Source organism: Thiohalorhabdus sp., assembly GCF_046545655.1.
Taxonomy (GTDB): Bacteria; Pseudomonadota; Gammaproteobacteria; order Thiohalorhabdales; family Thiohalorhabdaceae; genus Thiohalorhabdus.
Genome location: NZ_JBKGZG010000039.1, coordinates 1 through 25,576, shown reverse-complemented (window position 1 = coordinate 25,576; position 25,576 = coordinate 1). Strand labels below are relative to the sequence as shown.

The 25,576-nt window shown below is 70.5% G+C and carries 24 protein-coding genes; 9 read left to right on the top strand and 15 right to left on the bottom strand.

Annotated features, from left to right (window positions below; translation table 11 throughout):
• Positions 1-238 precede the first annotated feature (238 nt).
• The 4 genes from ACLFRB_RS09380 to ACLFRB_RS09365 form a co-directional block, all read right to left on the bottom strand.
• Positions 239-721, bottom strand: a complete 483-nt coding sequence (locus tag ACLFRB_RS09380) for an FKBP-type peptidyl-prolyl cis-trans isomerase (protein ID WP_411068755.1) — start codon at positions 719-721, stop codon at positions 239-241.
• Positions 722-843: 122 nt separating this feature from the next.
• Entirely contained in the window at positions 844-1,683 is an 840-nt protein-coding gene (locus ACLFRB_RS09375; RefSeq protein WP_411068754.1) for an FAD/NAD(P)-binding protein, read from the bottom strand.
• Complete coding sequence (locus ACLFRB_RS09370; RefSeq protein ID WP_411068753.1) at positions 1,676-2,773, bottom strand: 4Fe-4S dicluster domain-containing protein; 1,098 nt, start codon at positions 2,771-2,773, stop codon at positions 1,676-1,678. Before ACLFRB_RS09370 ends, ACLFRB_RS09375 begins: the two co-directional genes overlap by 8 nt.
• 116 nt (positions 2,774-2,889) lie before the next feature.
• Complete coding sequence (locus ACLFRB_RS09365) at positions 2,890-3,246, bottom strand: DsrE family protein (protein WP_411068752.1); 357 nt, start codon at positions 3,244-3,246, stop codon at positions 2,890-2,892.
• A gap of 290 nt (positions 3,247-3,536) precedes the next feature.
• Here ACLFRB_RS09365 and ACLFRB_RS09360 point away from each other — a divergent pair, with 290 nt between their 5' ends.
• Positions 3,537-6,905, top strand: coding sequence for an EAL domain-containing protein (locus tag ACLFRB_RS09360; protein ID WP_411068751.1), 3,369 nt, complete (start codon positions 3,537-3,539; stop codon positions 6,903-6,905).
• A gap of 71 nt (positions 6,906-6,976) precedes the next feature.
• Here ACLFRB_RS09360 and ACLFRB_RS09355 read toward each other — a convergent pair whose 3' ends face one another.
• The 3 genes from ACLFRB_RS09355 to ACLFRB_RS09345 all read right to left on the bottom strand — a co-directional run bounded on the left by ACLFRB_RS09355 (position 6,977) and on the right by ACLFRB_RS09345 (position 11,438).
• The gene (locus ACLFRB_RS09355; protein ID WP_411068750.1) at positions 6,977-7,954 is read right to left on the bottom strand and encodes a c-type cytochrome; all 978 of its coding nucleotides are present in this window, start codon (positions 7,952-7,954) and stop codon (positions 6,977-6,979) included.
• A gap of 28 nt (positions 7,955-7,982) precedes the next feature.
• On the bottom strand, positions 7,983-8,645 hold the full coding sequence (locus tag ACLFRB_RS09350; RefSeq protein ID WP_411068749.1) for a c-type cytochrome: 663 nt from the start codon (positions 8,643-8,645) through the stop codon (positions 7,983-7,985).
• Positions 8,646-8,783: 138 nt separating this feature from the next.
• Positions 8,784-11,438, bottom strand: a complete 2,655-nt coding sequence (locus ACLFRB_RS09345) for a glycoside hydrolase family 15 protein (RefSeq protein ID WP_411068748.1) — start codon at positions 11,436-11,438, stop codon at positions 8,784-8,786.
• 360 nt (positions 11,439-11,798) lie between these two features.
• Between ACLFRB_RS09345 and ACLFRB_RS09340 the strand changes: the two genes are divergently transcribed.
• The 3 genes from ACLFRB_RS09340 (at position 11,799) to ACLFRB_RS09330 (ending at position 13,133) form a co-directional block, all read left to right on the top strand.
• Complete coding sequence (locus ACLFRB_RS09340) at positions 11,799-12,146, top strand: hypothetical protein (RefSeq protein WP_411068747.1); 348 nt, start codon at positions 11,799-11,801, stop codon at positions 12,144-12,146.
• 79 nt (positions 12,147-12,225) lie between these two features.
• Positions 12,226-12,435: a hypothetical protein gene (locus ACLFRB_RS09335; RefSeq protein WP_411068746.1), complete on the top strand. Its 210-nt coding sequence runs from the start codon at positions 12,226-12,228 to the stop codon at positions 12,433-12,435.
• A 164-nt stretch (positions 12,436-12,599) separates the two neighbouring features.
• Positions 12,600-13,133, top strand: coding sequence for a TIGR02281 family clan AA aspartic protease (locus ACLFRB_RS09330; RefSeq protein ID WP_411068745.1), 534 nt, complete (start codon positions 12,600-12,602; stop codon positions 13,131-13,133).
• A 95-nt stretch (positions 13,134-13,228) separates the two neighbouring features.
• On the opposite strand, the gene ACLFRB_RS09325 is transcribed toward ACLFRB_RS09330, so the two are convergent.
• From ACLFRB_RS09325 to ACLFRB_RS09305, 5 genes are all read right to left on the bottom strand, one after another.
• The gene (locus tag ACLFRB_RS09325) at positions 13,229-13,870 is read right to left on the bottom strand and encodes a hypothetical protein (protein WP_411068744.1); all 642 of its coding nucleotides are present in this window, start codon (positions 13,868-13,870) and stop codon (positions 13,229-13,231) included.
• Positions 13,871-13,945: 75 nt separating this feature from the next.
• A complete protein-coding gene (locus tag ACLFRB_RS09320) occupies positions 13,946-14,281 on the bottom strand; it encodes a hypothetical protein (RefSeq protein ID WP_411068743.1) in 336 nt (111 codons plus the stop codon).
• Between the two features lie 438 nt (positions 14,282-14,719).
• Positions 14,720-17,389, bottom strand: a complete 2,670-nt coding sequence (gene pepN, locus ACLFRB_RS09315; RefSeq protein WP_411068742.1) for an aminopeptidase N — start codon at positions 17,387-17,389, stop codon at positions 14,720-14,722.
• Between the two features lie 20 nt (positions 17,390-17,409).
• On the bottom strand, positions 17,410-17,826 hold the full coding sequence (locus ACLFRB_RS09310) for a secondary thiamine-phosphate synthase enzyme YjbQ (protein WP_411068741.1): 417 nt from the start codon (positions 17,824-17,826) through the stop codon (positions 17,410-17,412).
• 370 nt (positions 17,827-18,196) lie between these two features.
• Positions 18,197-18,448 (bottom strand): hypothetical protein, encoded by a 252-nt coding sequence (locus ACLFRB_RS09305; RefSeq protein ID WP_411068740.1) that lies wholly within the window; start codon positions 18,446-18,448, stop codon positions 18,197-18,199.
• 123 nt (positions 18,449-18,571) lie between these two features.
• On the opposite strand from ACLFRB_RS09305, the gene ACLFRB_RS09300 reads away from it, so the two are divergent.
• Complete coding sequence (locus tag ACLFRB_RS09300; RefSeq protein WP_411068739.1) at positions 18,572-19,297, top strand: hemerythrin domain-containing protein; 726 nt, start codon at positions 18,572-18,574, stop codon at positions 19,295-19,297.
• 6 nt (positions 19,298-19,303) lie between these two features.
• Here the strand turns inward: ACLFRB_RS09300 and ACLFRB_RS09295 are convergent, their stop codons facing one another.
• Genes ACLFRB_RS09295 through ACLFRB_RS09285 form a run of 3 tightly spaced genes read right to left on the bottom strand, consistent with a single transcriptional unit; the run spans position 19,304 to position 23,204 of the window.
• Positions 19,304-21,289, bottom strand: a complete 1,986-nt coding sequence (locus ACLFRB_RS09295) for a DUF3488 and DUF4129 domain-containing transglutaminase family protein (RefSeq protein ID WP_411068738.1) — start codon at positions 21,287-21,289, stop codon at positions 19,304-19,306.
• On the bottom strand, positions 21,286-22,251 hold the full coding sequence (locus ACLFRB_RS09290; RefSeq protein WP_411068737.1) for a DUF58 domain-containing protein: 966 nt from the start codon (positions 22,249-22,251) through the stop codon (positions 21,286-21,288). The genes ACLFRB_RS09295 and ACLFRB_RS09290 overlap by 4 nt, the downstream gene beginning before the upstream one ends.
• Positions 22,251-23,204: an AAA family ATPase gene (locus ACLFRB_RS09285; protein WP_411068736.1), complete on the bottom strand. Its 954-nt coding sequence runs from the start codon at positions 23,202-23,204 to the stop codon at positions 22,251-22,253. The genes ACLFRB_RS09290 and ACLFRB_RS09285 overlap by 1 nt, the downstream gene beginning before the upstream one ends.
• Before the next feature lie 120 nt (positions 23,205-23,324).
• Here ACLFRB_RS09285 and ACLFRB_RS09280 point away from each other — a divergent pair, with 120 nt between their 5' ends.
• The 4 genes from ACLFRB_RS09280 to ACLFRB_RS09265 form a co-directional block, all read left to right on the top strand.
• Positions 23,325-23,891, top strand: coding sequence for an RNA polymerase sigma factor (locus ACLFRB_RS09280; RefSeq protein ID WP_411068735.1), 567 nt, complete (start codon positions 23,325-23,327; stop codon positions 23,889-23,891).
• A gap of 37 nt (positions 23,892-23,928) precedes the next feature.
• Positions 23,929-24,594, top strand: coding sequence for an anti-sigma factor family protein (locus tag ACLFRB_RS09275; protein WP_411068734.1), 666 nt, complete (start codon positions 23,929-23,931; stop codon positions 24,592-24,594).
• Between the two features lie 49 nt (positions 24,595-24,643).
• Positions 24,644-25,114: a hypothetical protein gene (locus tag ACLFRB_RS09270; protein ID WP_411068733.1), complete on the top strand. Its 471-nt coding sequence runs from the start codon at positions 24,644-24,646 to the stop codon at positions 25,112-25,114.
• Positions 25,115-25,257: 143 nt separating this feature from the next.
• Positions 25,258-25,576 (top strand): tetratricopeptide repeat protein (locus ACLFRB_RS09265; protein WP_411068732.1); only part of this gene is annotated, 319 nt, incomplete at its 3' end.

Genomic DNA, 25,576 nt, shown 5'->3' with positions numbered 1-25,576 from the left:
ACCAAATCTGGCACCTCAGTGCCGGTGTAAGGGAGGGGGAGTCCATCCCATCTGAGAAACCGCTGCGGAGGCCATCTGCTGCGCTGCGCACCGCTCGCTTCCTCACCGATCTAGGCGATATGCCTCGGTCGCTGCGCGGTGCGTGCTCTCCCGCATGCCCGCCGGGTTTCGATCGGCGAAACTGAGCGGCGGTGTGCGCCTTGCTCCGGCCTTCCTCGCGACGTTTCCCAACGCCCTGCTAGTGGTCGTGGCCGCCGGGGCCGTGCACGTGGCCGTGGTCGAGCTCCTCCTGGGAGGCGTCGCGCACGTCCACCACGTTCACGTCGAAGTTCAGGGTCACGCCGGCGAGGGGATGGTTCCCGTCCACGGTGACCTCCTGATCGCCGGCCTCCAGGACGGTGAGGATCCGGACGCCCTCGTCGGTCTCCGCCTGGAACTGCATGCCGGGCTCGATCTGGTCGGCCCCTTCGAACTGCTCGCGGGGGATCTGCATGACCATAGAGTCGTCCCGCTCGCCGTAGCCTTCCTCGGGGGTGATGGTGACCGAGACGTCCTCGCCGGGGCCCTTGCCCTCCAGGGCGCTCTCCAGGCCGGGGATGATCTGGCCGGTGCCGTGGATGTAGGCCAGCGGCTCGCGGCCCTCGGAGGTGTCGATTACCTGGTCGTCGGCGTCCTTCAGGGTGTAGTCGATGGAGACGACCCGGTTCTTGGCAGCCTGCATGATCGGTTCCTTCTGCTGAAAAATGATTCAGGCGGCGGCCCGGCAACGGTCCGCTACGCCTGAGCAAAGCACTTGACTCCCCACGATAACCCACCCGGGGGCCCGGAACCAACCGCGGCGGACTACAGCCCCGGGAGGGCGAGGTAGGATCCCACCTGGCTGTAGGCGAATACCGGCCCGTCGTGGCAGACGAAGTAGGGCCCGAGCTGGCAATGGCCGCAGCGCCCGTTGCCGCAGTGGTGGTTGCGCTCTAGGCTCAGCCACAGGTCGTCCGCGGGAAATCCCCGCGCCATCAGATCCCGGGCGGCCGCCCGCATCATGGGCTCGGGCCCGCACATCATGACCGCGGTCCGCCCGGGGCGCAGGCGCACCCGGTCGAGGAGCTCGGTGACCAGGCCCACGTGCCCGGGCCAGTTCTCCCCCGGCACATCCGCCGCCAGGCCCACCTCCGTCTCAGGGTCCCGGGCCCAGGCCTCGTAGCGGGGCCGCCAAATGAGGTCGGCGCCGTGCTTGACCCCCTGCAGGATGGTGAGGCGGCCGAAGCGGGACCGGCGGGCCATGATGTACTCGATGACCGACACTACCGGGGCGCAGCCCAGGCCGCCGGTGACCACCAGCACGTCCTTGCCCTCGGCGCGGTCCAGGGGCCAGCCGCGGCCGAAGGGCCCGCGCAGCCCGAGGCGGTCGCCCACGTCGAGGGCCACCAACGGGCCGGTCACCCGCCCTACCCGCCGGATGGTGTGGCCGATCCGTTCGGGATCCCCAGGGTCGGAGCTGATGGAGATGGCCACCTCCCCCACCCCGAAGACGCCGAGCATGTTGAACTGGCCCGGCTGGAAGCCGTAGCCCCGGCGCGCCTCCGGGTCGGTGAGGCGCAGGCGCAGGGTGACGATGCCCGGGCTCTCCTCCACCCGCGCCGCCACCTCCGCCTCCCGGGGCAGCCACGCCCCGCCCCTACGCACCGCCAGGCTCCTCGCCCAGGGCGGCCACCTCCTCCGTAAGGTCGATGCCGGTGGGGCACCAGGTGATGCAGCGGCCGCAGCCCACGCAGCCGCTGCGCCCGAACTGGTCGTGCCAGCCGCCCAGCTTGTGGGTGAGCCACTGCCGGTAGCGGTTGGCGGTGGTGGCCCGGATCACGATGCCGTGGAGGTAGCTGTGGCCGCTGGTGAAGCAGGAGTCCCACTGGCGGACCTGGTCGCTTACCTCCCCCTCCAGGCCGGGAACCGTCTCCTGGCTGTGGCAGAAGCAGGTGGGGCAGACGTTGGTGCAGTTGCCGCAGGACAGGCAGCGCTCGGCCACCTCCTCCCAGCGCGGATGCTCCTGGCGCTCGAACAGGAAATCCCGCAGGTTGCCGGACGGCAGGGATCGCGTCTGGGCCCGGGCGGCGGCCTCGATCTCGGCGTCGGCGCGGGTGCGCTGCTCCCCGCTCGCCCCTTCCGTGGGCAGCGCCGTCAGTACGCCCTCCCCCACCTCGCTGCCCGCCGCCACCAGGAAGCCCTCGTCCAGCTCGGAGAGCACCAGATCAAAGCTGTGCTCGGCGCGCGGGCCGTCGCCGGTGGAGGCGCAGAAGCAGGTGTCGGCGGGATGGGTGCAGTTCACCGCCACCAGGAACAGGCGCTCGCGGCGGGCCTGGTAGAAGGGATCCGGCTCCCCCTCCAGGAAGTGGCGGTCCTGGAGCGCCAGGCCCGCCAGGTCGCAGGCCCGGGCGCCGATGATGGCAAGGGGCTCCGCCGCGGGCTCCGCGGCTTCGAAGCGCAGGTCCCCACCCGCGCGCCGCGCCCGCCACAGGGTCTCCCGGGGGGCGAAGGTGAGGGGCTTGAGGGCGGTGGGGCCGTTGGCCCAGGCGAAATGGCGACCCGTCCCCTCCTCCAGGCGGTAGGCCCCGGGGGCCTGCCGATCACGCAGGCCGAAGCAGAGGTCGTCGACCCGTTCCACCTCTTCCATGACGATGGCCCCTTCCCGGACCCGGGGGCCCAGGCAGCGGTAGCCGGCGCCCCGCAGGGCCTCCATCAGGGCGGGGAAACGGTTCCGGGGAAGGAAGCGGTCGGCCATGGGGGCGTCCTCCAGACGGGCCTCCAACCTTTGTAACCCGTGCCGTTGCCCCCCTGCCAACAACAAAGGGCCCGCCGCGAAGCGGCGGGCCCATCCCCGTCCGGGATCCAGGGCGCCTAGAAGTCGATGTTCTTGTCGGCCTCCAGGGCGGCGCTGACGAAATCGGCCATGCCCTGGTAGGAGGCGGTGGAAACCCAGTTGTCCTCGGTAACGCCCCGGGCGGCGCCGCAGGCCTTGCAGACCCAGAAGGGCACGCCCTTGTCCACCAGGGCCTCCACGGCGTCCTTCATGGCCGGCATGTTCACCCCCTGGACATGGGGATAGACGTTCTTATTGGCGAGCACGGCACCCTCGCCCTGCAGCCAAAGGGTCACGTCGTGGCCCTGATCCGCGGCGGCCTTGGCGGCCAGCACGCCGAGGGTGGCCTGGGTCGGATCATCGGTGCCGTGGGTAACAGATACGATTACTTTCATGGCGCCATAACCTCGATGCTTGCGGTGTAGGTATCAGCACTGGGTCTTTCCCCCGCCCGACGGCGGGGAATGGATTCTAACGCATTTGCCCCGCGGCGGAGACCGGCCCCCGGTCTCCGCGCCACACGCCCGAACCGCCTTGATCCCCGCTTCCGGACAGGTTATAGGTTGCGTACACGCCCCACCGACCGGAAGAGCTTTCTCCTTATAGCTCAAGTTCTTGGCCCAGATGGATGCGCATCGGGGCATGCTTCCCCTTTATCGACCGCGAACCTGGAGAATCTACTGACATGAGCGCTCCCACGGGCGGCGGACACGGCGGCGCCGGACCCACTGAGCCTGGGGCCCTCCCCTGGAGTCTGGACTCCGGGCTCATGGAGCGAATGGCCCAGGGCGTCCTGGGCGTAGATCGGTCACTTCGGGTGCGCTTCCTCAATCCCGCCGCCCGGGAGCAGTTCGGTTATGCGGAAGGGGAGGCCAAGGGCCAGCCTCTGGACCTGCTGTTCCCCGAGGAGGCCGCCGCCCGCCTCGAGGTGGAGGTACGAGCCGTGCTTGGCGACGGCTCGCCCCCTTCGGGAGCCTCCGGGGAGGTCGCCGCGCGGCAGTGCGACGGGGAGCTCTTTCCGGCCGACGTGTCCGTGCTCCCCGCCGGCCAGCCTGGACTCGCCCTCCTCCTGGTCACCGACCGGAGCGAGCGCCGGGCCCTGGAGACCATCCGCCGGCGCTTCCAGCTGGTCATGGACACGGTCCGGGCCGGACATCGCGCCCTGGTGGCCGCCACGGAAGAGCAGGAGCTGTTCGAGGCCCTCTGCCGGGAAGCGGTGGAAGTCGGCGGGTACCGCTTCGCCTGGGTGGGCCGCCCCGAGGACAATCCGGACCGGATCGTCACCCCCGTGGCGTGGAGCGGCCACGGGGCCGGATACCTGGAGACCGTCCGGGTCACTTGGGGAGAGGACGTTCATGGCCAGGGCCCCGTGGGGCGGGCCTTGCGCCATGGGCAGCCCGTGCTGGAGCGCACGACCCAGGACTCTCCCACCTTCCGCCCCTGGCAGGAGGCCGCCCGGGAGCGGGGCTACGAGTCCGTCCTCGCCCTCCCCATGATGGCGGACAGGGACACACCCTTCGCGGTGCTGGCCATCTACGCGGGTGTCCCCGATGCCTTCGACGAGGAGGAAACCCACCTCCTCCATCAGCTCGCCGAGGACCTCGCCCACGGCATCCGGACCCTGCGGGCGCGCCAGCAGTGGCGGCGGGAGCGCGAGCGCCTGGTGGGGGTCCTGGAGGCCACCCCCGACTTTGTGGGCATCGCCGACCCCGACGGCCGCGTCCTGTACCGCAACGCCGGGGGGTGGCGGATGCTCGGCAGGGAGCCCGGAGAGGCCGAGAACCCGCCCCACCTCCGGGACGCCCTGGCCCCGTGGGCCCGGGAGCGGATCCTGGAGGAGGCCCTGCCACGCGCCGAGCAGGAGGGCTGCTGGGAGGGGGAGTCGGCCTTCCTCACCGCCTCGGGGGAGGAGGTCCCCGTTTCCCAGACCATCCTCGCCCATCGGGACGAGACCGGATGCCTCACCCACTACTCCACCGTGGCACGGGACATCACCGCCGCCAAGCGGATCGAGGCCGAAATGAACAAGCTCTCCTCGGCCCTCGAGCAGTCCGGGGACATGGTCTGGATCACCGACCCGCACGGGCGGATCGAATACGTCAACCCGGCCTTCGTGCGGACCACCGGCTACCCCCGGGAGGAGGCCGTGGGCGCCTCCATCGGCGCCCTGCTCACCTCCGGGGTCCACGGGCCGGAGCGCTACCGGGATCTCTGGGAGACCGTCACCGCGGGGGCCGTTTACCGCAATACCTTCACCAACCGGCGCCGCAACGGGGAGCTCTTCCACGTGGAGGAGACCATCACCCCCGTCACTGACGGCCAAGGCCGGATCCACCACCTTGTGGCCACCGGCCGGGACGTTACCGAGCGCCTTGCCATGGAGAGCCGGCTGCGGGAAGCCCAGCGGCTCGCCCAGGTGGGGACCTGGGAGCGCCACCCGGAATCGGGTCGCTTCTTCTGGGCGGAGGAGACCTACCGCATCCTGGGGATCGACCCCGGCACCGCGCCGAACGCCAGGGCCCTGCTGCGGCGGGTGCCCCCCGCGGACCGCCCCCTGGTGGGGAACGCCCTGCGCCGCCCCCTGGAGCCGGGCGGCGTATACGAGCTGGAATTCCGCCTCCTCCATCCCACCGAGGGGGAACGGGTGGTGTTCAGCCGGGCCCGAGTGGAAGGCGGCGCGGAGGGGCCGACCCGGGTCATCGGGGTGGTCCAGGACGTGACCCGCCTGAAGGAGGCGGAGGACCGCGCCCAATTCCTGGCCCATTTCGACCCCCTCACCCGGCTGCCCAATCGCCACCTGTTCAACGACCGTCTGGAGGGGGCCCTGTGCCGTGAGCGGGCGGCCCACCGGGAGCTGGCCGTGGCCCTGGTGGACCTGGACCGCTTCACCCGCATCAACGACTCCCTGGGGCACGAGGTGGGCGACCGGCTCCTGCGGGAGGTGGCAACCCGCTTCCGGGCCAGCGTCCCGCAAGGCAGCACCGTGGCCCGATTCAGCGGCGACCAGTTCGCCCTGCTGCTCGAGGACCTGGCAGGGGCGGACCAGCTTCACCCCCTGGCCCGGCAGATCCTCGACACTCTCTCCGAGCCCTTCTGCATCGACGGCCATCAGCTCTACGTGACCGCCAATGCGGGCTTCAGCCTGTTCCCCCGCCACGCCCCGACCCCCGGCAGGCTGCTGCGGCAGGCCGACCAAGCCCTTCAAAGTGCCAAGGCCCGGGGCCGGGACAACTATGCCGTTTTCTCTCCCTCCCTGGAGGGCCCCACGGCCCGACACCTGGGGCTGGAGGCCGAGCTCCGCCAGGCCCTCGACCGGGGCGAGCTGTACCTCCTCTATCAGCCCCAGTACCACCTGGGGCGGGGGTGCATGATGGGTGTGGAAGCCCTGCTTCGCTGGAGCCACCCCGAGCGGGGGACCGTCCCCCCGAGCGAATTCATCCCCCTGCTGGAGGAGATGGGCCTCATCGACCGGGTGGGAGAATGGGCGTTGGAGACGGCTTGCGCCCAGGCCCGGACCTGGGTGAACGCGGGCCTTCCCCCCTTCAAGCTGAGCGTGAACCTGTCCGCCCGCCAATTCCTGCAGGGCAACCTGGTGGATCGGGTGGCCGCGATCTTGAGCCGCACCCGGTTGCCCGCCGACCGCCTCCAGCTGGAGATCACCGAGAGCCTGTTCATGGAGGAGATCCCGGAGGTGGGCGTCGTCCTGCAGGCCCTGAACGACCGGGGCATCCGCCTGGCCTTGGACGATTTCGGCACCGGGTACAGCGCCCTGAGCTATCTGCGGCGCTTCCCCATGGACACCCTCAAGATCGACCGCGCCTTCGTGCGGGAGATCTCCCTGGGCGACACCGCCGAGCTGGTGCGAGCTATCGTCAACCTGGCCCGGCCGCTGGGCATGGGCACGATCGCCGAGGGCGTGGAGACCCGCGTCCAGGCTGCCGCCCTCCACTCCATGGGCTGCCATGAAGTGCAAGGCTTCGGCTTCAGCCCGCCGGTGCCCCCGGAGCGCATCCCGGAGCTGGCCCACGGGCCGCTACCGGTACCCCGGAAGTAGGACGCAGCCACCACGAAAAAGGGCGCCCCGGAGGGCGCCCTTATGCGCGACAGGACCGGAAGAGCTCCGGGCTACTCCAGGCCCTCGCCCAGCCTGGAGCCGCGAACCTCGCTGCCGTAGAGGCACTCGTGCTCGTGCCAGTTCTTCCCGGCCTCACCGATGGAGCCCTCGAAGCGGGGGTCCTGCGGGCGCTCGTGGCTATTGATGTAGGCGGCCACGTCCCAGGCCTCCTGGTCGCTCAGGGCGCCCTCCAGCTTGGCCGGATTGGCCTTGCCCAGCGGCATGTTGTACTTGATGAACGACGCGGCGGTGTTCACCCGGTGCATGCCGGCGCCCCAGTTGTAGGCCTTGGGGCCCCACAGGGCGGGAAAGACCTGCTCGCCGGACTCGGTGAACTCGCCCTCGCCGTCGTCGCCGTGGCAGATGGCGCACTGCTCGTCGTACACTTGCTCGCCGCGCTCGACGCTGTAGCCGTCCTCGGGCTCGGGCACCTCCTTGTAGCCCCGGCCCGGTATGTTCTCGCCCACCGGCGCGCCCTTCGCCTGCCAGAACATGTAGGCCTGCATGTCCTTGAGGATCTGGCTGTCCGGCTCGGGCGGCCCGCCGGCCTCGGAGCTCCCCGCGTTCATGGAGTAGGTGAAGCAGCCGCGGATGCGCTCATCCATGGTGTTCACGTGGTCGTTCTTGCCCCGGTACTTGGGGTAGACGGGCCAGGCGCCCCACAGCGGCGCGGAGTTGGCCACCGTGCCGTTGCCGAGGTGGCAGTTGGAGCAGTTCTGGCCGTTGCCCACGTACTCGCCGGCGTATTCCAGGGTGTTGTTGAAGGCCTTCATGCCGCGGCGCACCGCCTCGCCGAACTGGTCGTCGGGGATGTCGGCGATGGCGGGCGGCTGGTGGTACCCCTCCTCGCCGGCGGCGGGGGACTGCTCCAGCTCCACCTGGGCGTCCAGGTCGTCTTCGGCGGCGGCGGCTCCCGCCATCAGGAATGCCGTCAGCAGGCCCGCGCCCACCAGACCGGACTGGCTTCGCTCCTTATGGGTCCTCTCCATTGCTGTTCTCTCCTTGCCTGGCTGCGGGTTATTCCTGGGAGCCCGGGGCGGGAAGGGAGGCGAAATACGCCGCCGCCGCCTCGGCTTCCTCTTCGGTCATGCGCTCCGCCACCTCGGCCATCAGCCGGTTGGGGTCGTTGGAGCGCTTGCCGGATTGCCAGGCCTCGATCTGGCTGGTGATGTAGCCGGCGTGCTGCCCGGCGATGGCGGGGAAGGCGTCGCCGACGCCTTGGCCATCGGGGCCGTGGCAGCTGGTGCAGGCGGGCACGCCCTTGTCCCACAGGCCGCGCTCGGCAATGGCCTCGCCCCCCGCCAGCTGCTCCTCGGAGGCGTCGGTGCCGGAGTCGGCGCTCTCGGGGGCCGGCATGTCCCCGTAATACTCGGCCACGGCCTCGATCTCCTCGGCGGACAGCCCCTGGGCGATGGGGTTCATGACCGGCTCGTTCCGGGCGTCGGACTGGAAGTCCCCCAGCTGCTTGGCGAGGTAAGAGGCGTCGAGCCCCGCCAGCCGGGGGAAGCCCGACGAGGCGTTGCCGCTGCCATCCGCGCCGTGGCACGAAACGCAGGCCTGGGCACCCTGGTCATTCCCTTCCTGGGCGATGGTTTCGCCCAAGTCACTGGCCAGGACGCCCCACGGAAGGGTAAGCAAGCCGAGGCCCGTCAGGGCCTTGCCGGCGTAGGATTTGGCCATGGTTGAAGCTCCTTCTGGTGGACCCCGAGGGCCCGTTGTTACGGGATCCTTGGGGGACGCTTTCGCGCCCGGCACGTCTGGAACCGGGCCAAAAGGCGCGTCATTATATTTTTATTTAATTATATTTCCATACCTTATCTAGGACTCGTTCAGCCGCCAGTCGTAGGGCAGATAGCGTAACTGCATGGAATCCGCCCGTTTTTCCATCCACGTGCCCAGCTCGCGATCGAACAGCCGCCGGGCGATGTAGCGGACCAGCTCCGCGTCCTCGGCGGGGAAGTCGTTCCGGTACCACCAGAAAAGGCGGGACACCCCCACCGTCTCCCGCTCCGGTCGCACCCGGGTGGTGGCGTTCAGGAAGATCTTGGCCGCCGTTTCCAGCTGCTCCTCCAGGCCATCGGCCTCGAACACCTCCACCGGAGGGCACGAGCGGCTGCCGCACACCAGGGCGAAGTGGACGCGGAAGTCGGGCTCCCGCACGGCCAGCTCCCGGCGGGGGTCGCCCGGCCCGAAGGCCCGCCGCAGGCGCCAGGGGGCCCGGCGGTTGCCGCGCAGGATGCCGTGCTCGATCTCGTTGGGGGTGAAGGTGTGCTCCCCCACCCGGTAGCGCACCCCGCGGAAGAACCAGGGCACCTCCCGGATGGTGTCCCGGATCCCCAGCTCGATGACGCCGTGGATGACGATGGCGTTGTAGACGTTGATCCAGAAGGCCATGCGCTCGGCGTCGGTGGCAAGGCTGCCGGGGTCGAAGGCGGCCAGGTCCGCCGCCACCTCCCGGAAGCGGCGGTAGTAGCCGGAGCCCCGCACCAGGTGGTAATCCACCCGCTGGCGGTGGCCGTCGTAGAAGTGGCCGCGCACCGTGTTCACCGCCCGCTTGAGCTCCTCCGCCGGGTTCTCGCGGAGCTGCCCCACGGGCGCCTCCGGATTGAGCAGCCGCGGCCGGGCCAGGAGGCCCAGGCGGGACCCCCAGCCCAGCCGGTGGGGCCGGGGGTTCTGGGTACGGCGCGCGTTCAGGTAGCGGATGGCGGTTACGGCGAAGCCGATGTGGGAGTAGGCCTGCGGGATGTTGCCCGTGATCTCCTTGTAGCGCGGGTCGTACTGCTCGCCGAACAGCCCCAGGTGGTTGGAAAAGCGGTCGATGCGCCGCAGATGCGCGCCCGCCTCGTTGAGCCGGCCCTGCAGGATCAGGCAGTCCACGTACCAGAACAGACAGATCATGAAGCCGTGCTCCTGCCCGGGCAGGCCGTCGTCCATGCGGTAGCGCAGCATGGTCCCGTCCACCAGCAGCTCCTCCTCGATGCGGGCGATGGTGCCCGCCACCCGGGGGTCGTCCGCCGGCAAAAACCCCACGATGGGGATCATGAGCAGGGAGGCGTCCACGGCGTCGGTGTCGTAGTGCTGGGTGAAGCTGCCCAGGTCGTCCCGGTAGCCGCGCTCGAGAATGTCGGCGCGCACGGCGGCGCGCTCCGCCCGCCAGCGCTCCAGATCGCCGGGCAGGCCGTAGTGCTCGGCCACCTTGATGCCCCGGTCCAGGGCCACCCAGCACATGAGCTTGGAATGGACGTAGTGGTGGGGCCCGGTGCGCATCTCCCAGATGCCCGAGTCCGCGTCGCGCCAGATCCCGCACACCGTGTCCACCATGGGGCGCAGGTACTCCCAGTGCTCCATGTCGATCTTCCCCACGTAGCGGGACACGGCGAAGATGGTCTCCAGAAGCTCGCCGTAGATGTCGTGCTGGTGCTGGCCCACGTTGTACTGGCCGATGTGGGCGGGATAGCTGCCCTTGTAGCCCTCCAGGTGCTCCAGCCGGGTCTCGCCGCCGGGCGGCTCGGCCTTGGTGAGCTGGTAGATGATCTGCAGACGCCCCGGAGGCTCATGGGCGCACAGCTCCTTCAGCCAGTCCAGGTAGCGGGTGACCTCCTCGGAGTGCCCCAGCTCGAACAGCGCCGCCAGGGTCATGGCGGTGTCCCGGATCCAGCTGAAGCGGTAGTCCCAGTTGCGCTCGCCGTAGAGGATGGTGGGCAGGGAGGTGGTGGCCCCGGCGGCGATGGCGCCGGTGTCCTCGAACTGCAGGAGCTTCAGGACGAGCGCCGCCCGGTCCAGGCTCTCGCGCCAGAAGCGCTCCGCCGGATACCGGGTCACCTCCTCCGTGTGCGACCAATCCAGCCAGTACCGGTGGGTGGCCTCCAGCACCGCCTGCAGGTTCTCCACCCCCGATTGGGCCAGACCTTCTCCACCGCGGCTGAAGCACAGGAACACCCGTTCCCCGGCCCGCAGGCGAATCCGGGCGCGATCCCCCTCCCAATCCAGCGGCACGGTGGCGGAGAAAACATGGAAGGCCTCCCCGTCCGGGATCCGCCAGCGGCGCTCGTCCAGGTACTCCCGCTCGGGGTGCTCCCGGGCGTAGTCGGGGCGCGGGCTGCACTCCACCGCCAGGGCCATTTCCCCCGAAAGCGCCGTGATCCGGCGGATCAGGTGGTCCCGCCCGCCGGCCAGCCTCCGGGCCTCCTCCCCGGCGGGCATGAAGTCCACCACCTCGGCCTCCCCCTCGGCGGTGCGGAACAGGGTCTGTAGCACGTTGGTCTCGCGGAAATAGTGCTGGGCCGAGTCCCAGGAGGCCTCGGGGGTGACGGCGAAGCGCCCGCCCTTACGGTCATCGAGGATGGCGCCAAACACCGAGGGCGAATCCATGGTGGGGCTGCACATCCAGTCCACGGCCCCGTCCAGCCCCACCAGGGCGATGGTGGCGCCGTTGCCGATAATTCCGTGGTCGCCGATCTTCTTATAGGGCACGCACGTTCTCCTGCATCCGGTCCGCGGCAAGGGGTGAACGACCGTCCGGGGCCGCCGGGACGGCTCCCCGGAGCCGGGATGGCTGCATGCATGAAAGGGGAATGGACACTGTTACCGGGTTCGCGCCCATGGGCGCGAGGGTGGTGGCCTGCACCGGGGCTTGCGCCCGCGGGGTCGGAGTCCCCCGGGCAGAAACCGGGGGGCACCGCCATGATTCTAACCGGGGCGGGAGCACCGCCCAAACTCCCCGGCGGGAAGCAGGTTCCATCGGGGAAAAGCCGGCTGGACCCAAAATGGCATCCCATTTACATTATTTCCTTAATCCCTAGTGGATCGCTCGGAAATTGCGTGGAGGGAGCCATGAGCGAACCGGTGCATCTGCGGGAAAGCCTGCGGGCGGCGGGAACGCCCGCCTTCGAGGAGACCCTGCGGGAGGAGCTCCTGCGCAACAACTGGGGGGTGCCGCTGGAGGAATTCTGCCCCCTGGAGGCCTGGCCCGGCTTCGACGTGGACCTGCGCCTCTCCGTCCATCAGCTGGAGGAGTCCGCCGGCAACCTCCGGGTGAAGGCCTTCGTCTCCTTCACCGGCCGCGTCCCTTCCTACTGCGCCGACCAGGCCCACACGGTGCCCGCGGACGGCTTCCTCCGTATCACCATCGACCGGGCCACCGGCGAGGCAAGCTTCGAGACCGATCCCCTCGGCGCCTGATTCCGCCGGCTCCGGTCCCCTGACGGCCGGCGGTTTATCCTGCAAAATGATTGCGGACTTTCCCACCTTGGAGGATCCCATGGGAAGCTGGGGATGCCCGCATGAATCCGCTGGCCGCTGCCGGCGCGTGAAGGACCGCGCCTGCGATCCGGGCATGAAGGGCTGCGTGCTGCACGGCAAGGTGGCCTTCAGCAACCCCGTTAAGAACTCCCCGCGCATCCGCGCCCGCCACCGGGGCGAGGACCTCCCCACCGAGGCCCGGCGGGATGCGCGCGGGCGCCGACGATAGGCCGCCGGGGGAGCGGCCGAACCCGTTCGACGCCCCCTGGCCGCTCCTTCGCCCGGCACTAGCGGCATCCGGACATTCCCTAGGAGATCCCGGGAGAACCCTAGGCACCCCCGAATCGCAGTGGTAGTATGCGCTCACTTCTTAAACCAGGGTGCCCCGGAATCATGCTCCTTTCGCGTTTCGCCCCCATCGCCCTCGGCCTGCTGCTGGCCGCCCCCGTTGCGAAGGCCACCGATGCCCGGATCCCCATGGAGAAAAAGGGCTCCGACACCTTCTACGTCCCCGTGGAGCTGGGCGGGTCCCGGTCGGCGGAGTTCCTGGTGGACACGGGCTCCAGCCACATGGCCATCCGTGAGTCCACCCTGCGCGACCTCCAGGACCGGGAGCAGGCCACCTTCGTCAAGAACCTGGCCGGGCGCATGGCGGACGGCAGCCGCAAGGTGGTGCCGGTCTACCGGATCGATCGGGTGCGAATCGGCGAGGACTGCTTCCTGAACGGCGTGGAGGCGGCCGTGTTCCCCGACAGCTCACGTCCCATCCTCGGCCTGAGCGCCCTGCGCCGGGCCGGCTCCATCCGGATCTCCATGGACCCGCCCACCCTGCAGCTCGGCCAGTGCGACCGCCATACCGCCCGGGTGCCCGGGAAGGGGGCGCTGGCCTCCGCCGACGCCGGTGAGGGGGAGCTTCCGCGCCCCTAGAGCCCCCGGCTCTTCACACCGCGGGCTGGACATAAGAACGCCGGGAGCAAGGGCCCCCGGCGCTGCACCGCTCTTGGGCCGGCGACAGCCGGCCGCTAATCCATGCCGTCGGTCTGGCGCTCCCGCTTGCGCTCCAGGTCCTTGCCGCCGTGGTCGGCCTCGAAACGGGCGAACTCCCCCTCGTCGAGGTTGCCGTCGTTGTCCACGTCGTACTCTTCGAACTGCTCGGAGAGCAGGGCGGGGCCTTCCCGGGCCTCCTCCATGCTCACGACCCCGTCGCCGTTGGTATCGTAGCGCTCAAGCCGGTCGCCTTCCGCCACCTGCTCGGCGTAGTCGTTTTCGAACTGTGCGAACTCGTCCCGGTCGAGGGTCTGATTCTCGTCCCGGTCGTACTCCTCGAAGTTGCCGGACAGCTCCTCGGGCCCGTACTCCTCCGCCTCGGCGGCGCTGATGTCCCCATCCCCGTCGACGTCGTAATCGTCGAAGTCGAGCTTCCGGGTCTCCTCGAAGCGGGCGAACTCCCCCGGGGTAAGGGCACCATCACCGTTCTCGTCGTAGGCCTCGAAACGTTCGGACAGAACCTCGTAATCCGCCGCCTTGGCCTCGTCCAGGCTGATCACCCCGTCCCCGTCCCGATCGTAGCGCTCGAACTGGATATCCTGCCCCGCCGAAAGCGCCGTGCCGTAGGCGCCAACGAGAAGGCCCGCCACCAGGGCGAGGCTTCGTTTCCGATCCATACCAAACACCTCTGCGGATGTGTGCAAAAAAGCGGCGGGGCCACGGGGCCCCGCCGCAACAGACGAACGGAACACCTACATACCGCCGCCGTCCTGTTCCATGCCACCGCCTTCATGGCCTTCCTTGCCGCCTTCCGCTTCGCCGGTTTCTTCCGATTCGAAGCGGGCGAACTCGCCCTGATCCAGGGCGTTATCACCGTCCTGATCGTAGGACTCGAAATTCTCGGACAGCTTCTCGGAACCGGCCTCCTTGGCCTCTTCCATGCTGATCTTGCCGTCCCCGTCCTTGTCGTACTTCTCGAACTTCTCGGTTCCGCCCGCATGGCCCTCTTCATGCATCTCGGCCTGGACGGCCCCGGCGGAGCCGATCAGCAGGGCGGCTACCAGGGCTAGGCTGCGATTGGCTTGCATGACTGGAATTCCCCTTGGTCGCGGTTGCAATGCCGTAGAGGGGTCGGATCGCCCCCCGTTTCCCCATCCCTTGCCAAGGTCGTGCCAGGTGGCAAGTGCCCGGGGATTACAACGGGCTGCGTCCGCGGCTTCGTGGCGTGGGCGGGACCGACCGGGGCCGGGAGTCAATTTTTTCGACACGAACAGTTCGTACCAGGCATCCGTAATGTCCCCTAGGGAAGGAGGGACCGGAAAGGCCTTGGATGCGGGATCCGGGAGTGGGAGGGAGGGAATGCTTGGCAGGGGGAAACGGAATTGGCTACGGCTTCAAGGGCCCACGGGCCCGGGGCGGCGGCACGGTCGCCGAGGGTGCTCGTGAGGGAAAACCCCGCCTCTTTCCCGGGAGGCCGGGGCGGGGACCGTTAAGTTTTTCGACACCTCTGGGGGCCACCGGTTGGCTCAGCCCCCCTCCTCGGCGCCCAGGCTCTTGGTAACGATCTCGAAGGTGTCGCGGGAGAGCTGCGGATCCTGACGGATGCGCTCCAGCTGCTCGCGCATGAGCCGCTGCCGAGCCTGGTCGTAGCGCCGGTAGCGGCTGAAGGCCCGGGCCAGGGCGGCGGCCATCTGCGGGTTGATGCGGTCCAGGCGCAGCACCTGATCGGCGAAGAAGGCGTAAGCCTCGCCGTCCGGGGCATGGAACCGGTAAGGATTGCCGCGGGCGAAGGCGCCCAGCACCGCCCGCACCTTGTTGGGGTTCTTGAAGTTGAAGGCGGGGTGCTCCAGCAGGCGACGGATCCCCGGAAGGGTGCCGTAATGGGGGGACGTGGCCTGGATGGCGAACCACTTGTCCACCACCTCCGGCTCGTCCTGCCACTCGACATAGAAGGCCTCCAGGGCCTCGGCGGTACCGGGGACGTCCTCCGCCACCATGGGCCGCAGGGCCCCGAGGCGGTCGGTCATGTTGGTGGCCTCCCGGAGCTGCCCGCGGGCAGCCTCGACACCCTCCTCAACGCCCCCCGCCACCAGGTAGGCCAGCGACAGGTTCTTGAGGCGCCGGCGGGCGATGGCTTCCGGCTCGGGGTGGTACTCCCCCGCCTCGCGGTTGGCCCGGTAGGTGTAAAGAAAATCGTCACCCAGGGCCCGGGCCAGCCCGGCGCGGGTGAAGCGCCGGGCCTGGTGGATGGCCTCCGGGTCCACCGGCCAGTCCATCAGATCGGCCAGATAGCCCTCGTCGGGCTGGGTCAGGGCCTCGGCCACCAGGGCCTTGTCCCCGGCGTCCCCGCGCAGCAGGGCGCCGAAGGCCTCCACCAGGGTGTCGTCCAGGCGCATCTCCTCGCCGGCCTGGTAGGCGGCCACCCCGCGGAAGAGGCTCCGGCAGGCCAGCTCCTGGCCCGCCTCCCAGCGGTTGAACAGGTCCTCGTCCCGGGCCAGCAGGAAGGCCAGATCCTCGTCCCGGTGGTCGTGCTCCAGGCGCACCGGGGCGGAGAAGCCCCGCAGCAGGGAGGGCACGGGCTCCTCCCCCACGCCGGTGAAGGTGAAGGCCTGCTCCTCCTCCCGCAGCTCCAGCACCCGGGTGGTGCCGCCGGGCTCCTCGCCCTCCAGCCGCAGCGGCAGGCCGTTGCCCGCCCGGTCCAGCAGGCCCACCGCCACCGGGATGTGCATGGGCCGCTTGTGGGGCTGCCCCGGCGTCTCGGGAACCTCCTGGCGGATGCGCAAGGTGTAGGTGGCCGCCCCCGGATCGTGCTCGGCGTCCACGAACAGGCGCGGGGTACCGGCCTGGGTGTACCACAGCCGGAACTGGCTGAGATCCCGGTCGCTGGCCTCCTCCAGGGCGCGCACGAAATCCTCCGTGGTCACCGCCTGCCCGTCGTGGCGGGCGAAGAAGCGGTCGGTGCCGCGCCGGAAGTCCTCCGGGCCGAGCAGGTGGTACATCATGCGCACCACCTCCGCGCCCTTCTCATACACGGTGGGGGTGTAGAAGTTGCTGATCTCGATGTAGGAATCCGGCCGCACCGGATGGGCGGTGGGGCCGTCGTCCTCGGGGAACTGGGCGGTGCGCAGCCGGCGCACGTCCTCGATGCGCTGCACCGGGGCCGAGTAGCGGTCGGCGGAGAAGTGCTGCTCGCGGAAGACGGTGAAGCCCTCCTTGAGGGAGAGCTGGAACCAGTCGCGCAGGGTGACCCGGTTGCCCGACCAGTTGTGGAAGTACTCGTGGCCGATGATGGCCTCGATGCGCTGGAAATCGGCGTCGGTGGCGGTCTCGGGCCTGGCCAGGATGGCGCTGGTGTTGAAGATGTTGAGGCCCTTGTTCTCCATGGCCCCCATGTTGAAGTCCTCCACCGCCACGATCTGGTAGACGTCCAGATCGCACTCCCGGCCGTAGGTGGCCTCGTCCCAGGCCATGGCCTCCTTCAGGGAGCGCATGGCGTGGTCCACCTTGTCCTCGTTGCCGTGCTCCACGTAGATGTGCAGGGCCACCTGCCGGCCGCTCATGGTGGTGAAGGAGTCGGCCACCCGGGCCAGGTCGCCGGCCACCAGGGCGAACAGGTAGGAGGGCTTGGGGAAGGGGTCCTCCCACTGCACCCAGTGCCGGCCGTCGGGCAGGGTGCCGGCGCCGAGGCGGTTGCCGTTGGACAGCAGCACCGGGTAGCGCCCCTTATCGGCCACGATGGTGGTGGTATACCGGGCCATGACGTCGCTGCGGTCCGGAAAGTACGTGATGCGCCGGAACCCCTCCGGCTCGCACTGGGTGCAGAAGGTGCCGCTGGACTTGTAGAGGCCCTCCAGGGCGGTATTCTCCTGTGGCCGGATGCGGGTGGCCACCTCCAGGGTGAACCGCTCGGGGACTCCGGGCAGGGTCAGCGACTCGGCCTCCAGGGCGTACTCCCCCTCCTCCAGGGGCCGGCCGTCCACGGCCACCTCCAGCAGCTCCAGCTCGCGGCCGTCCAGGACCAGCGGCCCGGGCTCCATGCGCTCGGGGTTGGCCCGCACGGTCAGACGGGAGCTCACCGTGGTCCACTCCTCCCCCAGCTCGAAGCGCAGCTGCACGGTGTCCACCAGGTAAGCGGGCGGGGTGTAGTCCGCCAGGCGCACGGGCCGGGGAGACTGCTGCTGTCGACTATCGGCCATGGGGAATCCCTTCCTGTTGCTTATTCGCCCTGCACCGTCACCGTCACCCGGCGCCGGAAGCCGGCGTAGCGATGCTCCCAGAGGTAGACCCCCTGCCAGGTACCGAGCACGCAGCGACCCTCGGAAACCGGCAGGGTGACCTCCGTGCTGGTGAGGACGCTGCGGATGTGGGCCGCCATGTCGTCGGCGCCCTCCAGGTCGTGGCGGTAGGCCGGGTCGCCGTCCGGGGCCAGGCGCTCGGCGATGGTCTCCAGATCCCGGCGCACGGTGGGGTCGGCGTTCTCCGTGACGATGAGGGAGGCGCTGGTGTGGTGCTGGAAGACGTGGCAGGTGCCCACCCGGCACCCGGCATTCCGCACCACTTCCTGGATGCGGCCGGTGATCTCGTAGGTACCCCGCCCTTCCGTGGCGACGGTCAGGAGCTCCTGGACCACCATGCTGCCGTCCTCCCGTTTCCGGTTGCGTGGAAAGCGGGACAAGGTACCCCGAACGGATGGGAAACCAAAGGGGTGGGATCATCCGGACGCGGGCCTCAGAACCATTGGACCACGCCCAGCCGGAAACCGAAATCGGGCCCCGTCCGGGACACCCCGGAAGGCCCGACCGGGAGGCAGGCCGGGAACCGATCCTCCCGACTAGGCGGGGAGCCAGCGTCCGTGGGCGGCGGGTCACGGCGGGCCCGGGGCGAAAGGCCAGGAGGACTGCTCCCGGCGAATCCGCCCCATCGCCTCCGCAGGCTGGCGCATCCGCTCCCGGGCCTCCTCGTTCGCGGTCAACGACGCCGGGAACTTGAGGGAACGGGCGGAATCAGGCGTCCGGGGTGGGAAGACCCCGCTTCTCCCGCTGTTTCTCCACCAGCAGGAGCAGCGGCTTGAGGTTGATTTTCTCCTGGGCGGTCACCTGGGGGTCCTCGTAGATGGCGTGCCGCCCCAGGCGCTCCACTTCCAGAAGCTCCTCGTCGCTAAGGGCGTCGAAGGAGAAGTCGCCGTTGCCGTCGGCGTACTTCGCCTCCAGCTGGTCGAAATAGTCGGCGAGGGCCGGGCGGTAATCGTCAGCCATGGCTTTGCTCTCTGGATGGGTCGGGGTAGGCTAAACCGCACTTCCCGGGGAGGCGGTCGGCCTCCGGCAAGGCGGGATCCTGTTCACGGGACGCAAGGGTAGACCGAAACGGAGCGAGAGACCATGACCGCAGCCGATCAGCCCCATACCCTGGACCTCCGCGATGAGCCGCGACCGCGCATGGCGGCCCTGGCCGGCGTCCAGCAGCGGGAGGAAGGGCAGACCCTGGACCTCCTCTTCGCCGAGGAGCCCACCCTGCTCATGCAGGCGGTGGCGCTCATGATGCGCAACCGCTTCCATTGGGAGATCGAAGAGGCCGACAACGGCACATGGCGGGTCCGGGTGGTGGACCGGGAGTCCGTGGAGCCCGACTCCCTCACCGACCTGCTCTCCCGGGACCACGAGCGCCTCGACCGCATGATCGCCATCGCCCTCCAGCACGCCAACAAGGGCGAGGTGGACGCTGCCCTGCCCCTGCTGGACTCCGCCTACCAGGGCCTGCGCCGCCACATCTACTGCGAGAACGACGTCCTCGCCCCCCACTTCGGCATCCCGGAGGAGCGCCCCCAGGGCGACCCAACCAACACCATGCTCCACGAGCACGACAACATCCTGAAGGAGGTGGCGGAGATCCGGGAGATGGCCAGCCTGGGCGAGGCGGCCGACGCCTCCATGGTTGCGGCCCTCATGGGAATCCTCTCAGGCAGCCTGGCCAAGCACGAGGGGCGGGAGGAGCAGAACCTGTTCCCGCAGTGGGATGCCACCCTGCGCCGGGAGCCCGCCCCCGGGCTGCTGGAGCGCGCCAAGGCCATCCTCGCCGGCGAGGAGGACGACCGCCTGCCGGAGTGAGCCGGTTCAGGGACCGCTCGTGTCCCTCCCGGCTGCCTGCCGCTTCCAGGGCCCCCGAACCTCCGCCACCCTCCGCCGCAGCTCCCGCAGGCCCCCTTCGGGGCCCTCCGGCGTATACCGCAGCCGGATGTAGGCGGAAACGGCCCGGCGGACCGCCTCGGCCTGGTCCGGCAGGGCCGCGGCGGCGCGCTCGCCGAAGGCCGCCGGCCCCTCCGCCCGTCCGCGCCGGACCCCGGCCCGGGCCAGCTTGCGCTCCAGGCGGGCGAAGGCGGCCACCGCCGGATCCCGACGGGTGCGCCCCCGCCACAGCACCAGGCCGGCCACCAGCCCCCCGGCCAGGGCCAGGCCCGCGGCGAGACCGGCCACCATGCGCGGCCAGTCGCCGAGCCCCACACTCCCCAGCACGTCCCGCTGAACCTGGGCGTCGTAGCCCAGCACCCAACGGTTCCAGGCGGTCTCCAGGGCGTCGATGCGGAACCGGACATCCCGCAGCCAGCTTCCTTCCGAACGGGCCATGGAAGGCACCGGATCCTCCTCGGGCACCGACTCCCCCAGGCCTTCCTCGGCCCGGTCGGGGGCCACTGCCCCCGTGGGGTCCACCCGCACCCAGCCCTCCTCCGGCAGCCACACCTCGGTCCAGGCATGGGCGTCGGACTGGCGGACGATCAGGTAGTCTCCGGCCGGATTGGGCTCGCCGCCCAGATAGCCCGTCACCACCCGGGCGGGCACCCCCGCCGCCCGCATCAGGAAGGCCAAGGCCCCGGCGTAGTGGCCGCAGAACCCGGAACGCTCCTCGAACAGGAAGCGATCCACCCAGTTCTCCCCGTAGTCGGGCGGCTTCAGGGTGTAGGCGAAGTCCTGCCGCCGCAGATAGCCCAGGGCCCGTTGCAGCACCTCCTCCGCATCCGCGGCCTCCGCCTCCCATTCCTTGGCCAGTTCCCGAGCCCGGGGATGGGCCTCTTCGGGTAGACGGAGATGGCGGTCCCGCACGGCCCCCTCCAGCTCCTCCCCGAGGCCCGCGTGGAGGCGGGACCGCATGCGGTACCGGATCACCTCCCGCACCGGGTCCTCGGTGCGCAGCACGGCGTCGCCATCCCGGCGGGCGTCGCCTCCGTCCCGGACCGGCAGGTCCAGGGCGAACAGCCACCGGCGGGAGTGGGGCTCCAGCAGGATCCGGTAGTCCAGCTCGGCGCCCTCCTCCCCGCCGAGCTCCGGCGGTTCCTCCGCAGCCTCCGCAGGGCGCCATTCCCGGCCGTCGTAGGCGGCCAGCACCGGACCGCGCCAGTAGCGCTGCCCGGGGGGCGGCGGGGCGTCGGCGAAGGTGGCCCGGAACGCCACCGCGTCGGAGCGGCTGAGCCGGCTGACGGCCCCCGGCGCCAGGCGGTCGTCGAGCCCGGTCACTGCGCTGCCTTCCTCCGGAAGCCCCAGCAGGGGGCCGTCCAGACGCGGGAAAAACAGGAACAGCACCGCCGCCACGGGCACTGCCTGCGCCACCAGCCGCCCCGCCAGGCCGGCGTGGGCCCACGGGGACTCTTCCTCCGCGTCCCGCCCCGCCGCCACCAGCAAGGCGGTAAGCGCCCACACCGCCCCCAACAGATAGGCACCGGTCCAGGGGGCCTGGGAGAACAGGAACTGGGCCCCCACCAGGAAGAAGCCCAGGTAAATGAGCACCAGGGCGTCACGGCGGCGGCGCAGCTCCAGCAGCTTCAGGCCGCCCATGGCCGCCAGCAGGGCCACGCCGGCGGAGAGGTCGGCCAGGGTGCCGAAGGCGGCCCAGATCCCCGCGGTCACCCCCAGGGTCAGGCCCGCCAGCAGCCACCGCGGCGGCAGGCCGCTCCCCTTGCGGGCAATCCGCCAGCGCAGCAGGCCGGCCGCCACCACTCCGGCGGTCACCCACAGGGGCAGGTGGGCGAGATGCGGTACCAGCACCCCGCCCAGCACCGCCAGCAGGGCGGCAACCATGGAGGTGGATAGGGCCGGTGCGCGGTTCATGCCGGATGGTACGCCAGGGCGGTTAGGCAGCGATGGCGGTGGTCCGGACCCCGCCCCGGGGGGATCTCCTCCCCCGGCAGCCGCAGCCCATAGGGGCGGCCCTGGCGCTCGGCGTCCAGCACCCAGCGGGTCAGCCGCGCCAGTCGGGCCTCCGCATCCAGCCCCGGCAGGGCCGCCCAGTCCAGCCACACGGGGCTCGCCGCCGCCCCGGCGAACACCTTGGTGTGGGGGTCCTGGCCGCGGGCCACCAGCCGCCAGGCCACATGCCGCGTCGGGTCCCCGGCCTGGTAGCGGCGCAGGCCGCGGAAGTCCTCGTCGCCGTCGCCCGTCGCCCCCTCCTCCGCCTCGCCGGTCGCGGCGGATCCACCCGCGGGCTCCGGCACGGCGCCTTCCTCCGGGCGGGGATAGACCACGCAGCCCCAGTCGGGCCGCACCCAGGACCAGGCCTGGAACAGCCGGGTGGGGAAACGGGTCCCCACCACGAAGCGCCCCACCGGCAGGTAGCCCCGGGCCGGGGCCGGGACCTCGAGGACCAGCCCCCCGGTGCCGGAGGCCGGAACGTCCACCGCGCGGCCCTCGCGCGATTCGCGCAGAAGGAACAGTCCCGGCCGGCGCCTCCCGTCGGGGTCTTGCAGCTGCACCCGGAAGCGGGCCACGCCGCCGGCGAAGACGGGCTCCGCCTCCGCGCCCAATACGCGCAGGCCGAGCAGGTTGCGGAAGGTATGGAGCAGGGCGGCGTGGGCCGTCCCGGCCAGGAGGAAGGCCAGCAGGTAGGCCATGCTGTTGCCGTAGTTCACGCCCGCGAGCCACACGGCCCCCAGCAGGGCGGCGAAGCCCATGCCCGCGCGGGTGGGAAGGATGAAAATGCGGCGGTAGGTGAGCCGAACGCTGGCTCCCTGCAGCCCCATGCGCCGGTCCACCAGGCGGTCCACCAGCCCCCGCAGCAGGCGCGGCATCCGCATCAGGGGATGGCCACCTCGTCCAGGACGGCGGCGGCGTGGGCATCGCCGGACGGCCCCTCGGCGCTCCCGGCGGGGTGGAGCCGATGGCCGGCCACGGCGGGGAACACGGCCTGGACGTCCTCGGGGAGCACCGCCTCCCGGCCATCCACCAGGGTCCAGGCCTGGGCCGCCCGCAGCAGGGCCAGGCCTGCGCGCGGGGAGAGGCCGCTGCGGAAGCGCCCCCCCTCGCGGGTGTGCCCCAGCAGGGCCTGGATGTAGTCCAGAAGCGCCGGGGCGGCGTGGACCCGCGACACGGCCTCCTGCAGGCTGGCCAGGTCCTCCGGCGCCATGACGGGCGCCAGGCGCTGGACCAGCGCCCCGCGGTCCTCGCCCTCCAGCAGCTCCCGCTCCGCCCGGACGTCCGGGTAGCCCAGGGTCAGGCGCATGAGGAAGCGGTCCAGCTGGGACTCGGGCAGGGGAAAGGTGCCGATCTGGTGCAGGGGATTCTGGGTGGCGATGACGAAGAAGGGCACCGGCAGGGGCCGGGTCTCCCCCTCCACGGTCACCTGGCCCTCGCCCATGGCCTCCAGCAGGGCGCTCTGGGTCTTGGGCGTGGCGCGGTTCACCTCGTCGGCCAGCACCATCTGGGCGAAAAGCGGCCCCGGGTGGAACACGAAGCCGCCGGTGGCCCGCTCGTACACCGAGGCGCCGATGATGTCGGCGGGCAGCATGTCGCTCGTGAACTGGATGCGCTGCAGGTCCAGGCCCAGCAGCCGGGCCAGGGCGTGGGCCAGGGTGGTCTTGCCCACGCCGGGCAGGTCCTCGATGAGGAGGTGCCCCCGGGCCAGCAGACCGGTCACGGCCAGCCGCACGGCCTCCTCCTTGCCCAGCAGAACCTGGTTGACGCCGTCCAGGAGCGCGCGCAGGGGCGCCTCCTGGACGGGAGTCGTTCCTTTCGATGCGATGCCGGACATGCCGCGGACCTCTGTCACCATGCGGGAGCGGGGCGGAATTGTCCCCGGACGGGAGCCCCGAATGTACCTTTTCCTCCGGACAAGTGGAACCATCGCCGGACGGCAGACGTGTGGAGGGGTATGAAAGCCCGGAAGCCCAGCAACGACATGGGGGGAGACCCGGTGGACTTCGACGCCCTGGTCCGTCCCCACGTGGATGTCCTCTACCGCCTGGCCTTCCGCTTCACCGGCAGCCGGGAGGAGGCGGAGGACCTGGTCCAGGACCTGTTGGTCAAGCTCTACCCGCGGACCCGGGAGCTTGCCGCGGTGGAAGACCTCCGCCCTTGGCTCACCCGGGTGCTGTACCGCATGTTCGTGGACAGCCACCGCAAGCGGAGGCGCCGGCGTGTGGTTCCCATCGGGGAGGGCCGGGAGGAAGCGGAGGGCGATCCCTCCGACCAGATGCCCAGCGAGGCCCCCGGTCCCGAAGAGGAGGCCAATGCCCGATATACCCGGGCCCGCCTGCAGAACGCCCTGCGCCAGCTCGGGGACCACCACCGCGCCGTGGTGGCCCTCCACGACATGGAGGGCTACACCCTCGCCGAGCTGGAGACCCTGCTGGAAGTCCCGGCCGGCACCCTGAAATCCCGGCTGCACCGCGCCCGCGCCCGGCTGCGGGAGCTGCTCGCCGAGGATGGAACCCTTTGAGGCCGGCGGGCGTGTCAGGGGGAAGGAGGTGAAAGCCATGCGCTGCGAGCACGCCAAGCACCATATCGACGACTACCTGGACGGCGTCCTCGACGGGGCCCTCGTCGCGGACCTGGAAGGGCACCTGGACGGCTGCGCCGAGTGCGCCGACCGCCTGGCGGAGGCCCAGGTTTTGCGCCAAGCCCTCCGTGACCTCCCGGTGCCCGGACCCTCCCGGGATCTGGTGGCCGGTGCCCGGGAGCGCGCCGAGCGCGGGCACCGGGGGCGCATCACCGCCCTGGCCGGCACGGCGGGGCTGGCCGCCAGCCTGCTGCTGGCCCTGGGGGCCTGGCTCTTCCAGCCCGCCGTGGCCCCCGGTCCCACGGAGCAGGGTCCGGCCACCGTGGCGCTGACCCCCGGCGAGGCGGATACCGTCAAACTGCTGGTCCGCAGCTCCCGGCGCGTGGAAGGCGCCGACCTCTCCATTGAGCTCCCGGAGGGGTTGGAGCTGGCGGGCCGGCCGGGACAGGCCCGGCTGCGCTGGCATGCCGACCTGGAGCCCGGCGCCAACCTCCTGGAGCTGCCGGTGGTGCTACGCGACGCCCGCGAGGGACGGCTGAAAGCCGCCGTTCGCTACGGGGACCGCCAGCAGCGGCTCGAACTGAGCATTGTTCCCCGCGGATCCCCGGAGTCCAGCCGAACCCCGGGCCTGCGGCAAACCTGATTCGACCAGCGTCGGGAACCACCGACATACCCAAGAAGGAGGAAACATCATGCGCAATTCCACCATGACCGCCGCCATCGCCCTGCTCGCCGCCGGCCTGGCCCTTCCGGCCCAGGCCCAGGAGGAAGGGGCCGAGGTGACCATGGACGTGGTCGAAGAGGGCGCTACCGGCCAGGAGGTGGCCGATTCCGTGTCCAATTCCATCGAGCTGCCCGAGGAGGCTGCTGACGAGGCCCGGGCCCGCGGGGAGAACGGCGACGGCGAGCGGGCCGAGGAAGGCGAGCGCATGGGCATGGACGGCGAAGCCCGGGAGCTTGCCGAGAAGGCCCAGGATGGCGGCATCGAGGACGAGGATGCCCGGGAGCTCTCCGACGAGGCCCGCGAGAACGCCCGCGAGATGAAGCGGGAGCAGGAGGAGCTCCGCGAGGAGCACAAGGAGGCCGGCGAGGCCGCACGGTCCAATGATCTCAAGGAGGAAGCCGAGGAATACAAGGAGCAAACCCGGGATGGGGTGCGATAAACCGCTATCGGCCCCTTAAGGGGTAACCCTTACGCATCGGCCACTTCGCTGGCTAGAATGCGGGCAAGCGGCCCGCCGGATCGTCCGGCGGGCCGCTTGCTGCCTTACGACGCAAACCCAGTCGCAAGAACAGGGGACCATCCATGGCCACCCGGGCCCGCCCGTTCCTGCCAGGCATTCTGGCTCTCCTCCTTCTGCTCCCCACCGACACCTCTGCCGCTTCCGGCTCCGAGGCCTTCGAGGAAGGCCTCGCCGCCTACCGGGCCGACCATCTCGAAAAGGCCCTGGAGCGTTTCGAGGCCGCTCGCGAAGCGGGCCTGGACCAGCCCGCCCTGCACCACAACCTGGGAACCGTCTATTACCGCCTGGGTCGCTACCCGGAGGCCCGCCGGGCCTTCCAGCGCCTCCTGGAGGATCCGGGCTCCACGGCCCTCGCCCATTACAACCTGGGGCTGGTGGCGC